This window comes from Bacillus sp. FSL K6-3431 (assembly GCF_038002605.1).
GTDB lineage: Bacteria > Bacillota > Bacilli > Bacillales > Bacillaceae_C > Lederbergia.
The window spans coordinates 4,132,874-4,148,735 of the sequence record NZ_JBBOCT010000001.1; the positions used below are offsets into that span (position 1 = coordinate 4,132,874).

Below are 15,862 nucleotides of genomic sequence, written 5' to 3' on the forward strand. Positions count from 1 at the left end.
ATACATTGTAAAAGGAGTGCGAAATGAAAATAATAGAGCACATTATTGAAAGTCGCCTAAATAGTACCGAAGAAATAGATGATGAAAGAGAAAGACATTTTACACAGATCAATAATAAAACCAGTAGTGAAATAGCTACTTATTTAACAAATATCCCTCCAGGTGAAATTGGGGGATTAACTGCATTATCGGGATTCTATTATCAATTCTTAGTTACAATAGAATACATTATAGAAATGCTAGAAGGTAAATGGGATTATGTAATTATGGAAGGCCATGATGATGTGGTTGTAGGGAAAAATAATAAAATTAGGTTCATTCAAGTGAAAACTAGTGGGAAAGTAAAGCTAAACGTTACCGAGAGTCCGGCTTCAGCATTGTATAGTAGGGGAACAAAAACCATCAGTGGTACTTCTTTCAAAAGAAATAATAGTTGGGTTGATAAATTATTATCTAATGCTGAATTAGCCCCGAAATCCGAGGGATTTATCACGGAATTTCAGTTATATGCTAGTTACCATTTTACAAAAACGGAAAATTATAATTTTGATATATATACTGATAATAAAAATTACGATAAAGATATTACAAATAAAGACGATTTGTTTAAAAAGATAGTGGTTCCGTCATTTACTATAAAAGGCGAACCTTATGTATATGAGGAAAGATGTGGAGAAACACTAAATAAGTTATTAAGTAGATTGTTTATACGTCCAGGTATAAGTTTGAGTGACATAGATATATATAAGAATCACTTATGCATGAGACTTAATAATTATTTGTTTAAGGATATAGGCGATAATATAACAATGAAGGTGGAAGATCTTCACATGTTAATTGGTGAATTATTCACCAATTGCACTTATAAAGGTAACCAGAAAATATTAATGATTACAGAAGAGTCAGTAGAAAGAATATTAAGTGGAATACGTGCAAAGAGTATAGAGAAGGCTAGTACTTCTGCAGAAAAACATGATAGTGGAAGAGTAATAAATAAGGTTATAGAGGAGTTACTAAATGAGTTTGAAGACTTCGAACATGCTGGATTTATTCAAGACAAGATTTATACTTACAGAGATTATATTTTAAGTTGGATTTCTAATGGAGGAAATATAAGACAACTCTTAGAAAGGTACATAGACGGCACTACCAAAACTCAGATATATGCCAAGATTAGAGATCTTGATAGGTTGAATAGATTGAAGGAATTGTATTGCTCGATAATTATTTTATTTATTGGAAGAGATTCTTTAATAAAATTTGCAGATAATAATGGCATTCTTTCTAAACAATGCGAAACTACAAATGAGATTATTTCTTTTTTAAGTTTAGAAAAAAAGAGAAAATTAGCTGATGGCTTAGAGAAGCTAGAATCCATCATCTATAACAGTGAAGTAGATGAGCAATTATTTTTACTAGATAAAAAATTGCATGTAATTATACAAAATTACAACGATAGAGATTTTAATGTATCAAAGGAGCATGAGATCAATTTAAGACAAGATACAAGCATTACTGAATTTGAAGTTTATTCTAAGCTAAACCAAGTTCCATTAATAGCAAATATTATACCGGGAAATATGTTAAATGCCGATTTTTTGGAGGCTATCGATATTGATGATGATATCCAAAGTAGCCTTCAAGATATTTGGGCAAAATATCAAAGAGGTGAAGTATAATGGATATTTTTAATCTCACAAATAATCGATTAATAGAAATGGGATTTGAGTCTATTGATTCAGAGGGAATAGAGAATATAGGGGGGGTCATTTATAGATCACCTATTAATTATGTAGTATTAAAGAAAGCTTATACCTATGAGGAATTAAAAAATGTTAATACTTATTCAACTGAAATCAGAAAAATAATGCTTGATTATAAGTTGAATATCAACAACACTTATTTGATTTTATGTACAAATATCAAAATAGATTATGAGACTTTTTTCATGATTGAAAGAGATACTAAAGCGTTGAGAAAATATGTAATAAGAAATGAAAAAGATTTAAATAGAATACCATTTTTAGATAATACAGAGGGGAGTAAAGGCGAAAGTATACAGATGAATTATGAGGTTGAGGAAAATGATTATTTAAAAGAAATATTAAATTACATTAAAGAGAACTCAGGACAACATAACAAATTAAATACACAGCAAATTGATTACTCGGTGGAAATGATTATGAAGTTGGTGGGTGAAGAGATTGAGGATTAAGAAGGTTAAAATAAGTAACTTCAAAAATTATTATGGAGAAATTATTTTTGATCTTACTAAACAAATTACAATATTGCATGGTAATAATGGGTTTGGAAAAAGTTCTTTTTTTGACGCGATTGAGTGGTGTTTAACTAATAATATCGATCGTTACAATGGAACTGATGCAGAAATCAAAAAAGATATTATTAATAGAAATTGTGATTTAAGTAATCTGACAGTTTCAGTCGAAATAGAATTTGGAGGAATTAAGTTATTAAGATCCTTTAATGTATTAAATGATGAAGTTAAAAATACACAAGTGATAATTACGAGTGAAGAAGGAGTAGTTTATCGCGGGCAAGAAAATGTGGAAAATTATTTAAAAAAAGAAAATTTTAAGGATGTCAATTTTGGTAAAGGTATTTATGGACAATTAATTAAGCAAACGTATATCCTCTCTCAGGATCAAGTAACAGAGTTCATAAATAGTGAGGATAATGGTGGTCGGTATAGGGCTCTAGCAAATATTATGGGTCTAAAATCAATGTTGAACGAAACAGATAATACTAAAAAAATACTTTCTGCTCTTAAAACAAAAGAAAAGGAAATTGAAGTAGAGTTAGAGAAATATAAAAGTACAATTAAAAGTAAGGAAGAAGTTAAGCGTGTCGTTGATATTTATTCTTTAAACTCAAAATTAACCCGATTAGGAATAACTATTTCAGAAAATAATCTTGATGATGAATGTAGAAAAGTGGAAGAAAATTTAATTAATGAAAGAAACCAAAATGAAAAGTTTTTAAGGCTTTACAAAGAATTCGAATTAGATAATTACACATCAATTGAACTGATGAGAAAACAAGTTTTTCATTACGAGAAGAATGAAAAGAGTCATCGAAATAAAATTAAAAAGCGTGAAGATTTATTATCTGAAATTCAAAAACAAATAAAAGGTCTGGAAAAAGAGAAAGAAGACTTACAAAAATATAATCAAATTAGATCGGATATCAGAGAAAATGAAATGAAGTTAGATGAGTTAGACATAAATGAAAAAAATATCGAAGAAATTAACATTAAATTGGAGTCAAAGAGGGATGATGCTTCAAAGTTAGAATATCAATTATCCGTTAGGAAATTGTTAACTATAAATAATGAAAGAATAAAAGAATTAAAATCTGAGAACGTTATTTTGCAAAAGAAATCTGAAATGTTAATAAGGAGAAGAGCGAAACTTACGCAAATTGAACAAAAGTTGTCGTTATTAGTGGATAGCAGCAAGAATAAGATTATGGCACAATTAATTTCCAGTATTAAAGATATTAAAACTCATGTGAAAAAAAGTGAATTAAAACAATGCCCTGTATGTTCTTCGATACCAGAACAAGACCTTGAAGAATGTATTGATAAAAACATCATTCTTTTAAATGCGCAAGTACAAGAAGATACAAACTATCTGGAAAAATCTATGCATCTTTTAAGGGGAATTGAGCGAAAGGTCGATAAACTTGTAAGTGAAATAAATAAAATATCTTCACGGATCGAAGGCGATCAATTAACTTTAAATAGATTGACTGAAGAAGTTGTTAATATTAAATTAAATGTTTCATATGAATCAAGTCTTGAAGCTTATTCAGATGAAAACATAAACGATAATTTAAATGAAACCCGAAAAAGCATTGGTTTACTCCAAGATAGTTTTAATATTTTATTTAAGTTGAATAAGCTATACGAACAATTAAATAACAAAGAGGAATTTGGAAATCGGATAAATTTAACTGAACATAGAAAAGAAAGTGAAATAGATATAATTTTAGTGAGATTTAACTCAGTAAAGGAAGGACTAGCAAAGCGAATATCAAATAACCAAAAAAAATTAGAAGAAATAAAGATGGAGATGAAAAACTTAGAATCAATAGTATTAAGAGTCGTAGACTGTATTACTTTGGAGGAACATAACAAAAAGTTTATTGATATTTTCTTAATCACAACCAATAATAAAATCGAATTGAATGAAAAGTTATCTATATTATCATATGTAAAAGAGATGTCTTCTGATATGAAGATAAATAAAGAAATAGAACAGCAAATTTCTGAAGTCGAGAAGAAAAAATCAATTCAAGTTAAAACAAAAAATGAAATGAAATTAATAATTGAAGTTTTAGATAATCATTTACAACAAAAGGCTGAAAAATTCGGTAATGAAGCAAAGGACTTCCTTAATAAAGATAACTCATCGATACAGAAGTTCTTTAGATACCTAAACCCATTGCCTTCAAATAGTATTTTGACTTTTGAAGGTATAGATGAAGATTTAAATATAAAGATTGATTTTGATAAGGAATATTCTCGTAATAAGTTAATGAGTAACGCTAAAAATGTATTAAGTTCAGGACAGCTAAATGTACTAGCAATATCAATATTTTTAGCAATAAATGAAGGACAGAAAACACATCCACTTGATTTTGTAGCTATTGATGATCCTATTCAAAACATGGATGATGTAAATCAGTATTCTATTTGCGATGTATTGGGGAGCATCGATAAACAACTAATTTTTTCTACGCACGACTTAGAATTCCTGAAATTATTTATTAAAAAAAATGAACATAAAAAAGAAAATATTCAAGTCTATAGTTTCATGAGCCCTTATTTAAATATAGATAAGGTAAATAAAATAATCTTTACTTAGGATAAATATTTTAATGGTAAGTAATATAGAAGGGATATCTTTTTTTCACAATAAATCAATTTGATTTATTGTACAGTAATGAATGGCGAGTAGTTTACAGCTTCTTGATCATACATCTTGTCATTTTGTATATTTATTTTTCTAATTTGGTTTGTTAATATATTTTGAAAAAAGCATTAGAGAAAACTGTTTGCACTTTACGTGATAGACTACGCAGAGCCTTGTACTTTTTTTGCTGTCAATAGTATAAATCTTGTCACCTTGCTGTGACAGTGCGCTGTATTTCTGTCACAGCAAGGTGACACTTTTGAAAAGAATGGCCCCATAGAAATATCAGGCTCAGCCTGATCCCACACCGAGAGTGGGGGCACATTTCCCTTATGCTCTTTCTACCTAATATTAGCAACCTTGATGTAATGGAAATAAAATAGCGCTCGTGTGGCATTGAAATAAAGTCACGATGATAAAAAAAAGACGCGAAGTTTTGAATAAAGTTGTACCGTTTTCCCCCTTTGGATATGGTTATCTAATGCAAGTTTGAAATAAAGCCGTACTGTTTATAAAAATGATGTACCGTTTTGAAAAAAGATGCACCGTTTTCCCCAATTGGATGTGATTCTGAAGGGGGTTCTTATGGAAAAATGAAGGTTCTATCAGTACTAGATGAAAAATTTTTAACATTGAAAGAGGGTAAACATGATTATTAAAGCAATAATAAAATTTACACTTAAGATTGTTGGTTTTTTATTAATAATTTTAGGACAGGGTTTAATATTACTCGCAACAATTTCAGGCTGTTTAATGAATGTTATTACTGGATTTTTATTTCTTGCGGCAATCATACTTAGTTTTTCAGATTTGACTTTGGGTCAAAAAATTTTTTTCTGGGTTATAGCTATAATTTCCGGTGCCATTTCAACTAACATTTATACAATACCTGAACGACTAGTAGATACAGGAACATATTTAATTAATTATGATTTTAATTAAACGGTCTAAAGACTAAAAAGAATCCATTTTGATCAATCTTTTTTTCAAAACGGATTCTTTTTATTTGCCCTAAAATGTGGTTCTGCGAGATACTTTTGAGCAAATTTTATTTCAAAGCTACATCTAAAGGGGTGTTTTTATAGTGAAAAGGAAAAGAACATCTGAATTGAATGGTGGATTAAGGAACTGTTGAGTTACAATGGAGTTGTTCCTTAAAAGGGCCAGATTCTTAAGTGAGTGTTGTAATGTAATGGACATACTTTGCCCACAATCCACTTTTATATTTTTATAGTTAAAGAAAAATTAATTCAAGTTGAGGAGTGGTCGAATGGATGCATTTCAAGCGAATAGTTCTATTGAACAAATATTAGAAAATACGAATAGAATTAAAAACAAAACCTTATGCACTTTAGTTGATGGAGATTGGGGAATAGGTAAAACAAATCTTATTCAAAATTATTTTGTCCAAGATTTGCGATATGAAGTAATATACGTTTCTATATTTGGTAGGAACTCTGTCAAAGAAATTGAAAATACACTCTTAATGAACTTAATACCTGGGTTTAAGGATGCTAAGGAGCTTGGTGGGGTTTCAAAATTATTGGGAACCTTTGCAAAAGATCTTGCTGAAAAGTTTGCTGGAGTTAATATTGAAGATTATATAAACTCATTTTCAATAGAAGACATTAGAAGTAGTAAGAAAGATAGTGTGAAAAAAGTAATTTGTTTTGATGATTTAGAAAGAAAATCTGACTCAATTAATATGAAAGATATGCTTGGTCTTATAGAAAGAGCGACAGTAAATTTCGATGTGATACTTATTGCAAATACAAAAGAATTCGAAGAAGACGAATTAGTTTTATTTAATAAATACAAGGAAAAAGTAATTGATCATATTATTAAAATCGATAAGTTAAATAGAAATATATTAAATCAAATATTAGAAAGTATAGATGAACTTAATAAAGATGAAGTAATTGATGTATATCTTGAAAATACATTAGGATTTGACTCGTCTTCAGAGGGGTATTTAGCAGAAAAGATAAACAACTTGAGGGTATTTTTAAAATATCTTGAATTAACTTTACGTGCAAAAGAACATATAGGAGTTGAAAATATTGATTTAGAACTTTTAAGATTATGTAAAGCAGTTGTATACGATTACTTTTTCAAAAATAAAACTAAGAAATCTAAGTCGATGAACTTTGACAAATTTAATATATATAATGATCTGAAAAAGCTTTTTTTATTCGAAAAGCTATCTGAGGATTCATTTAAATCTTACATTAGTGAAAGGTCGGAAATTCGACGGGATATAAAAAAATTGTACAACCTATACCGTTTGAATGAAGAAGAACTGAATGTGCTTATTAAGGAAATTGATGAAAAGATTAGAAATGTAGAAATTGAATATTTTATAGATCAAACAAGTATAATCTCTCTTGGGAGTGCATTGGAAGAGAACGGTATGCTTAAAGGAAAAAGATATAAAGAATTATTGCAAATTGCTATAGATATTTATACACCTAAAGAAAACTCTGAGTATGTTTCTATTGATCACACCTCATGGAATGATTTTGATGTGTTCGGAAACGAAATTGAATGTGAAATTGAAATTAAGTCCTTTATTGATGAATTGAATAGTAGATGTAAAGAAAAATATAGTACGTTTTTGAATGGGGAAATTAATGATTGTATTCAAAGGAAAGATTATGACAGAATATTAAACTTACTTAATTATAATGAAATTGTTGAGGTTTCACAGTTTGAAGATATATTTTATTACTATTTTTGTGAATTAGAAAAGCAATATTTGCAGGAAACTAAAGATAAAATTGAAAAGCTTGTTCAGGTAACTAAAAGCGAGGTAATACAGAACTTCTTTGTAGAGGCTGCTAGCAAAGAAAAATCCATTACTAATAAAAAAAAATATCAGCATTTTGAAAGTGTTTTAGAAATGAAAATGTACCATGAATCTCAATTAGAATCTATTTCGAATTATCTAGGGGATAATTCATAAGACGCTTGTAGAGCGTTCTCACTATAGATCCTTTCGAGTGTTTATCTTCATACAATAAAGCCATCAAAAAGAACTTCAACAATCGGGCGCTCTTGTGAAGCAACATAAGTAGAAAAAGAGCAAACTTTTTTATTAAACCGAAACTTAAATCTGCTGGACAAGAATCCATTTTGATTAATTTTTTTTTAAAATGGATTCTGTTTAGTTATAGTGAAATACTGGTTTGTGAGGTATTTCTGATCAAACATTATTTCAAATAAACACTTCGTTCTAAAAATCACTTTTTAGAACGAAGTGCTTATTTAGATTATTACTATTTTCGATCTTGCGCAGTAGTTTCAACTAATTTTAAACATTGTATGCAAAGATTAAGTGCTTGCCGAAGTTCTTCATTTTGTTTTTGCATTGTTTTTTGATGTTCTTTAAGATCATGAGCAATTCTATAAATGGCTACATAGCTATCAGCAAATAAATCTAATGCATTTCCAATGTCATGGTTAATTTTCTTTTTAATATCATCGGCGGTAAACAAATCGAATTCGTTATAATTCATGTTCGTATAGAATCCTTTCTTTGCTTCATCATAGTTATCTTTTCTTGCACTAAACTTTCAGCGTCTGTTAAAAAAACAGGTTTGTGTAAGTCGGTTGTCATGATGTGTTCTATGTTTTGCATTTGCATAAATCCTTGAAGCAATTCAATGAGAATTTGTGTGTTTCGATCTGCGTTGTTTGTTCCAAGACGAACCCGATTCAATTCATTAGAAATTGTTTCATTTACTTGGGTCGCTACGGTATGAGTGATGTATTGGAGATTCCAATTGTTTTTCTTTAACTCTTTATGTTCTTGTAAGATGACATCAAGCGTTTCACTAATATTGCTGAAATCATTCGTAATTTGATAGTCCTCCAAGTACTCATAGTTAACATTTTTTACACGCGCTCTAAATTGATGTTTGGTATTTATGGTAATCATCCTTTCTTTATAAAGTTGCTAGAAAAAAGGGTTACTTATTTCTAGTAAAATAATAAGCGTTCTTATCGACACCGGAATTACTTGGAATCGCATACGTACTCGGTCTACGTTTAACAGAAGTAATGTTTCTTTGTTTTTCGTTAATAGATGTCACTCGGTTAACGGCTTCACTTTGAGTGATAACCTCTATGTCTGTTGGTACAACTGACTGTCCAGTGTGAACGCTGTGAGAACCATTTACAGATTGATTACTACCGGATTGATTTGATGTGTTAATTTGATTAGACCCGGGGTTAACGCCTGATTGAACGTTCCGAATTGTTGTGTTTCCTTGTGTTTGATCTACAATGTTTGTAATGTCTGTATCTGTTTGTGCGTTCGAGTGTTGAACACTTTGCGCTCTTAGGACACTATTTGAACCACTTGTAGTAGGTGCATTAACCCCACTTGTTGAAGCGTTTGCGTGACCTGCTGTGCTTGGTGAAGATGCGCCACCAGAATTAACAATGCTAACCGATGAATTGCCTTGCACTTGATCAGAAATGCTTGTAATATCTGTCTCCGTTTGAATACTCGATTGTTGAACGCCTTGCGTCCTCTGTACACTATTTGAACCATTTGTCGTTGGAGCATTAACCCCACTTGCTATAGCGTTTAAGTGACTTGCTGTGCTTGGTGAAGGTGCGCCACCAGCATTAACATTGCTAACCGATGAATTGCCTTGCACTTGGTCAGGAACGCTTGTAATATCTGTCTCCTTTTGTGCGCTTGGATGTTGAACGCCTTGCGTCCTTTGACCATTGTTCAAACCACTCATGGTTGGTATATTACCAGTGCCACCTTGACTTTTTTGTGAAAGGCTTGCATGTTCAGCATCATTCGGTGAAGGAACTTTTGTTTGTGAAGGTGTTTCTCCTTGCTTGCTGTCCAATTGTGAGGATACACTTGCCGTTCTTCCTGTTCCTATTTCATTAGTTGTTCCAGTTTCTTTCGATTCACCAGATTGCTCATTACTCGAATTACCTTTACTTTTACTATTTTGAATACCTGCAATGCCACCAGAACCGTCTTTAGTTGTCTTATCATCCTTTTCACCATCATCCTTGCTGCCATTAGGTGATGGAGCTTTTTCACTGCCTAGTCTTGATGGTTTTTGTTGTTGGAATTTTGATTCAGCAGAACCATCTTTCATTAAACTACTTAGTCCTTTACCAAGCCCCGAAGCCATTTTTCCACCTGCGTATGCACCTGCAAGGACTCCCCAACCATTTTTAAGCCCTGCATCAATCCCGAAAAGTCGTTCTACGATATTCGGTCCATCCACAACAGCTAGAGAAAATGCAATTAGAGCTATCAGGTAAGGGAGGGGGGAGAGTGTACTCTCTAAATATGCTGTTCCAATCATGTATACTTTCATTGATAGAAAAATTAGGATGGTTGCAAAGAAGGTATTCAAGATGGCTGAAATGATTTTCTTTGTTTTCTGCCCGTCATGAATATCAGCAGGTGCTACGATCAATGCTAAAATATAGTTGAATGTTAGTTCGAAAAACAACTTGGCAAGCTTTAACGCAATTGAGAAGAGCGTGAAGGCAATAATTCCTAGAGTGACGAAAATCGTAAACCAATTAATCGAATATCGGAAATAGTACTCGTTGTTCCACTCTAACCCCGACTGATCAAACTTTTCCGCGCGGTATTCACCAACATTGTTAAGAGATAGCATGTACTTTGAAATGTCTTGTCCTTCACTAGAAATGCCTTCTGTATCTTTTCCGTACTTTTCACGGACATTGATATTCGCAATTCTGCTCGGTGGTGTACTGTTTGGAACGTTTATGTCAGTTGTAGACCAGTTACTTTTATCAATTTCAGTAAGGTCATTTACGTTTCGTTGAATAATTGAACCACTTAAAGTTGATTCATCGTGTGGAAAGAGTGATTCGACCTTTATAGCGTCAATTGCAACGTCTGTAAATTCACTTGCCTTGTCCATTCCAGTGTTTAGCGAAAGAATGATGATGCAGGCTATGAAAAGATTTATTGCGATTCCTTCACGGTTAAACTTCTTTTGAAATATTAGCAAATAGCCTGTATAGAGAAGGGAAAAGGCTAAAAAGATATACAAAATCGGTTTGATTGTATCGACAAAAGCTACAATTTCTGGGTGATTGTAAAAGGATTTAATCCATAATATGTCATCAGTCAATTTTTCGAGAGCGTCAACAATCCATGCCAAAACTTGAACAAACGCCCATGCAATCCATCTAAAAATATCCGTGAAGATGCTCGAAATACTAAGGTAGTCTTGAAATTCTTCAAGTTTACGAGCGATTTCTTCATTACTCATTTGAATCACCTGTAGAGTTCGACATCTTCTTCATAAAGTAAGCCAATTCTTCCTGTTGTCGAATGCCTTCATATACTTCTAGATTAAATTCGTCATACACAGTTCCATCTTTTATATAGTAGATGGCATTTACATGGGGCATTACTGTTCGAAATGGGTTTTTACTTAATCCATCTGTATTTTCATTTTCACCATCATTACGAAATACGTTGAATAGCAAGGCGTTTTCCTTTTTTTCTAGTAATGCTTTTTGAACTTCATCAAGGAAAGTCGCATCTGTTTCATTTGTGATGATGACGAAGCCTGTTTGTTGGTCATCAATTAATTGTTGTATATCTTCGGTTGGTACAATTATTGCTCCGTAGCCATGGCTACAACCTGATACAATCAGTGCTATACTAAAAGCAATAAAAGCCCATTTAATCAACTTCATTCTGCTCACTCCTCACACGATATGCTAACTTTTGTGCTAACTTCTTTTTGCTTTTGATAGCATTTCATGTGATTGTAAAACGAACGAAGCGTTGTTAAATCAACATCTGCCAAGCCCATTCGAGCGTAAAAAACGCTATCATTGATGGGCGGCATGATGTAATAAACATCATAAGAAACAACGCTTAAGAGTAATTAAGTTTACTGTTGGAGTTTATGTTTACTGGAATGTTATGCAAGAGGCTTCATTAAGTGATCAAAACTTAATGAAGCCTCTTTTTTCTGTTTTGTCTCAAAAGGATATTGGTTAGTATATAATGTGGCATACAAATATGGACTATTTTGTACAAAGAAGAAGTACTAAGTGAAGAAATAAGTTATGAAGGGTATGGGAATAACATAAAAGTCCATTATATACATATATCACAATTATCTTTGTTAAATTCCAATCTGTAAGGACCATAGTATAAGTAATGAGTCATGGAATTTATTTCCGTTCTGACATCACGACATAATAGCAAAGGAAGATTTTATGAAAAATACCTGGAATATATTTACTTCCGATGTCAAAAACATAAGTAGGAATTGGGTTGCTGCTGTTCTGATTGGTGGGTTAATTTTTCTACCTTCACTTTATGCATGGCTCAATATCATCGCTTCGTGGGATCCTTATTCGCAGACTGATCAAATGCCGGTCGCTGTCGTAAATGAAGATGTTGGAGCCACGGTGAGAGATAATCAAATCGATGCCGGAGAAGAGCTTGTAAAGACGTTAAAGACGAATAAGGACATGGGTTGGGAGTTTACAAATCGGAAAAAGGCGATGGAAAAACTTGAATACGGTGATTATTTTTCCGTGATTATTATTCCTAAAGACTTTTCTGAGAAGCTAGCCTCCGTTATTTCGGACAAACCTGAGAAGGCAACAATGGAATACTATGTGAATGAAAAAATCAATTCGATCGCACCGAAAATCACAGGAAAAGGTGCAAGTGTCATCGTGGAAAAAATGAGTGGACAGTTTATTTCCACGGTCAATGGTGTCATTTTTGACTTGTTTAATGATCTCGGTATTGAAATTGAAAACGACTTACCAGATATTAAAAGGTTTGAACAGTATATTTTTGATGTAGAAGCAAACCTGCCAGAAATTAATCAGAAGCTAAAGGAATCATTAACAGACGCAACATCCGCACAAAATATTTTACGAAAAGCCCAGAACCTTATGCCAGAGGCTCAGCGCTTAACAAATGAGGGTCTTGGAACGATCAATAGTACAACAGAGTTTCTCACAAAAGCGGAGAATAGGCTGAATGAAATGGCACCGAAAATTAATGAAGATTTGCAGAAGGTACAAAGCATATCTAAGGAATCAAATGAATTTTTAAAAGAAATTCAGTCTGTTGACCTTGATTTTACCGAACTAGAAAATGTAAAAAAACAAATGAACGACAAAATGAGTAGTGCAATTAATACAGTTGAGACAATTGAAGCGGATCTTAAACATTTAAGGGATATAAATAGTGTGGAGCCTTCGACACCGACGGAAGAAGGGGAGAATGAAGTACCCTCTGCTCCGATTGGAGGAGCAGAGCTTGATAGTGCCATTGAGAAAACAGCAGCCTTAAAAGCAACCCTTGTGGAAGTTCAAAGCAATGTGGAAAATGTCAATGGATTAGTAGAAGGGAAACAACAGCAATTGAAGCAAGCGATTGACGACTTGCAACAAATTGCAGCCGGCACTTCTGTCAAATTGGATACGTTCATCAAAGATTATAAAGAAACGATTGAACCTAAGGTGTTTAGTGAAGTGGCAAATGCAAAGAAAACATTGCTAGACGCGAAAGAAGTATTAGTTGGGATACAATCCACTATTCCTGAAGTAGAACGAATCATAAATAATACAGATGGGCATGTAAGTGATGGAACAGAGATGATCGAGAAAATCCTTGGAGAGTTCCCTTATGTGAACGATAAAGTGCGACAACTTGCTGATAGAATCAGGAAAGTCCAAGGAGAAATGGACATCGGCGATATAATAGAGCTACTGCAAAACGATCCACAAGCAGAGCGTTCCTTTTTCGAAGAACCGATTGTTTTGAATGAAAACAAACTGTTCCCGATTGAAAACTATGGAACCGGGATGACTCCATTCTATACGGTGCTTGCGATTTGGGTTGGTTGTCTACTGTTGATTTCCTTGCTTGCTGTCGATGTTAAGCATGAAGGCAACTACTTCGCAAGGGAAGTCTATTTTGGACGCTTATTTACATTTGTAACAATTGGCATTCTACAAACACTAATTGTTACAATCGGCGATATGGTTCTTCTCGGTGTGAAAGTCCAAGAGCCATTCTGGTTTATCTTTTTTGGACTATTCATCAGTCTCATTTTTATGTCTATCGTCTATACATTGGTTTCTGTATTCGGAGATGTTGGAAAGGCACTTGCTATTATCATGCTTGTCTTGCAGATAGCTGGATCTGGCGGTACTTACCCGGTTGCATTACTACCGGAATTCTTCCAATGGATCAATCCTGTACTTCCATTTACGTATGCAATCGATTTAATGCGTGAAGCGGTAGGTGGTATTGTATGGCGAAGAGTAGCTACTGATATTCTATACCTAGCCTGTGTGGGCATAGCGTTCCAACTATTTGGCGCCTTTTTAAAAGAGAAGGTTAATAAACAAACAAATAAACTCTTGAAAAAATCTAAAGAATCAGGTCTATTTCATTAAGACAGGGAAACATCAAGCTATAAAAATGCCTATTATAACAAAAAAGAAGGACAGATGAAGCAAAAATTATGCTTCATCTGTCCTTCTTTTTTTAAATATCTACTATGATTAGTAACTAACACTTTTTTGGTTTTTTCTAGCCAATCCATAAAAAGACAGGAGGGCCAGTGTACTAGCTGAAAAGATAATGACACCCATTGGGACGGCTGTATTTTCTCCGGCAACCCCGACAAGCGGTGCCGAAATCGAGCCCAATATAAATGGGAGCAAACCTAAAAGTGCAGCTGCACTACCAGCCATATTCCCCTGCGAGTCCATAGCTAGTGAAAACGAAGATGTGGAGATAATACCAATTGATGAAACAAAAAAGAAAATTGAAATGACAACTGCAAAGAGTGGTCCATTAAAAAGTACAACAATTAATAAAGCGATACTTGCCAAGCTGGACATCAATAAGCCAATTTTTAAGAAGCGTTCTTCAGAAACAATATCTGCAAATCGACCGACAAGCTGTGTGCCGATCATAATTCCAATTCCGTTCATACCGAATAAAATACTGAATACTTGTGGAGATACACCGTAAATATTTTGGTATACAAAAGGTGTACCAGAAACATAAGCAAAGATACCAGCAGTGATAAAGCCCTGTGTAAGTGCATATCCAGCAAATTGGCGATCCTTAATGAGTGACATGAAATTTCTCAACGTTTGCCCTATATTACTTGGCACTCGCTGTTCTTTTGGCAGTGTTTCTTCAAGTTTCGATGTCACTAGGATTACGAGGAGGATACCAATCGCAGCTAACACGATAAACACACCGTTCCATTTGGTAAATCTAAGAATGCCTCCTCCTGCAATTGGTGCTAATATCGGTGCAAGATTGTTAATGAGCATGAGCAATGCAAAGAACTTCGTTAACTCTCGTCCACTATATACATCACGGACAACAGCACGTGAAATCACAATTCCAGCAGCTGCTGAAAAACCTTGCATAAAGCGGGCACCGATGAACACATAAATAGACGGTGCAAAGGCACAGGCAATGGAAGATATGAAATACAATGTAATAAAAATTATCAGCGGTTGACGCCGTCCCCTTACATCACTCATCGGCCCGATAACCAGTTGACCGATACCAAGTCCAAGTAAACAGGCGGTTAAGCTGAACTGGACAAGAGAGGCATTTGTACCATAGTCATTTGCAATGGTAGGAAATGAAGGTAAATACATATCAATCGTGAGAGGACCGAGTGCTGCAAGCGAACCAAGCAGTAAAGCCAGTCTAAATCGTTTATTATCTATTAATCTATTCAAATATAAGACTCCATTCCTTTAAAAACATAATAATAACAAAATAAAAACGAGAGAGGAACCGATGAAGGTTCTTCTCTCAAGAGATCAGATAGATCTTGAGTGATGTCTTTTTTACTTAACTCATAAAAAGATTTTATATAAATAGTTTATAATAG

General features: G+C 33.2%; 11 protein-coding genes. 6 read left to right on the forward strand and 5 right to left on the reverse strand.

The features are described from left to right. The first annotated feature begins 23 nt into the window (after positions 1 to 23). The 5 genes from MHB53_RS20085 to MHB53_RS20105 all read left to right on the forward strand — a co-directional run bounded on the left by MHB53_RS20085 (position 24) and on the right by MHB53_RS20105 (position 7,896). The gene (locus tag MHB53_RS20085) at positions 24 to 1,679 is read left to right on the forward strand and encodes a dsDNA nuclease domain-containing protein (RefSeq protein ID WP_340921754.1); all 1,656 of its coding nucleotides are present in this window, start codon (positions 24 to 26) and stop codon (positions 1,677 to 1,679) included. Next, on the forward strand, positions 1,679 to 2,215 hold the full coding sequence (locus tag MHB53_RS20090; RefSeq protein WP_340921756.1) for an ABC-three component system middle component 1: 537 nt from the start codon (positions 1,679 to 1,681) through the stop codon (positions 2,213 to 2,215). Before MHB53_RS20085 ends, MHB53_RS20090 begins: the two co-directional genes overlap by 1 nt. Beyond that, complete coding sequence (locus MHB53_RS20095; protein WP_340921758.1) at positions 2,205 to 4,886, forward strand: AAA family ATPase; 2,682 nt, start codon at positions 2,205 to 2,207, stop codon at positions 4,884 to 4,886. The genes MHB53_RS20090 and MHB53_RS20095 overlap by 11 nt, the downstream gene beginning before the upstream one ends. Positions 4,887 to 5,582: 696 nt before the next feature. Further along, entirely contained in the window at positions 5,583 to 5,876 is a 294-nt protein-coding gene (locus MHB53_RS20100) for a hypothetical protein (RefSeq protein ID WP_340921760.1), read from the forward strand. A 328-nt stretch (positions 5,877 to 6,204) separates the two neighbouring features. Further along, the gene (locus tag MHB53_RS20105) at positions 6,205 to 7,896 is read left to right on the forward strand and encodes a hypothetical protein (protein ID WP_340921762.1); all 1,692 of its coding nucleotides are present in this window, start codon (positions 6,205 to 6,207) and stop codon (positions 7,894 to 7,896) included. Between the two features lie 313 nt (positions 7,897 to 8,209). On the opposite strand, the gene MHB53_RS20110 is transcribed toward MHB53_RS20105, so the two are convergent. The 4 genes from MHB53_RS20110 to MHB53_RS20125 all read right to left on the reverse strand — a co-directional run bounded on the left by MHB53_RS20110 (position 8,210) and on the right by MHB53_RS20125 (position 11,654). Then, entirely contained in the window at positions 8,210 to 8,449 is a 240-nt protein-coding gene (locus MHB53_RS20110) for a hypothetical protein (RefSeq protein WP_340921764.1), read from the reverse strand. Further along, entirely contained in the window at positions 8,446 to 8,808 is a 363-nt protein-coding gene (locus MHB53_RS20115; RefSeq protein WP_340921765.1) for a hypothetical protein, read from the reverse strand. Before MHB53_RS20115 ends, MHB53_RS20110 begins: the two co-directional genes overlap by 4 nt. Positions 8,809 to 8,902: 94 nt before the next feature. Further along, a complete protein-coding gene (locus MHB53_RS20120; RefSeq protein ID WP_340921766.1) occupies positions 8,903 to 11,221 on the reverse strand; it encodes a pLS20_p028 family conjugation system transmembrane protein in 2,319 nt (772 codons plus the stop codon). Further along, positions 11,214 to 11,654, reverse strand: coding sequence for a hypothetical protein (locus MHB53_RS20125; protein ID WP_340921768.1), 441 nt, complete (start codon positions 11,652 to 11,654; stop codon positions 11,214 to 11,216). Before MHB53_RS20125 ends, MHB53_RS20120 begins: the two co-directional genes overlap by 8 nt. Positions 11,655 to 12,185: 531 nt before the next feature. Between MHB53_RS20125 and MHB53_RS20130 the strand changes: the two genes are divergently transcribed. Beyond that, the gene (locus MHB53_RS20130) at positions 12,186 to 14,393 is read left to right on the forward strand and encodes a YhgE/Pip domain-containing protein (RefSeq protein WP_340921770.1); all 2,208 of its coding nucleotides are present in this window, start codon (positions 12,186 to 12,188) and stop codon (positions 14,391 to 14,393) included. Between the two features lie 108 nt (positions 14,394 to 14,501). Here the strand turns inward: MHB53_RS20130 and MHB53_RS20135 are convergent, their stop codons facing one another. After that, positions 14,502 to 15,707 (reverse strand): Bcr/CflA family multidrug efflux MFS transporter, encoded by a 1,206-nt coding sequence (locus tag MHB53_RS20135; RefSeq protein ID WP_340921772.1) that lies wholly within the window; start codon positions 15,705 to 15,707, stop codon positions 14,502 to 14,504. Between the last annotated feature and the right edge of the window lie 155 nt (positions 15,708 to 15,862).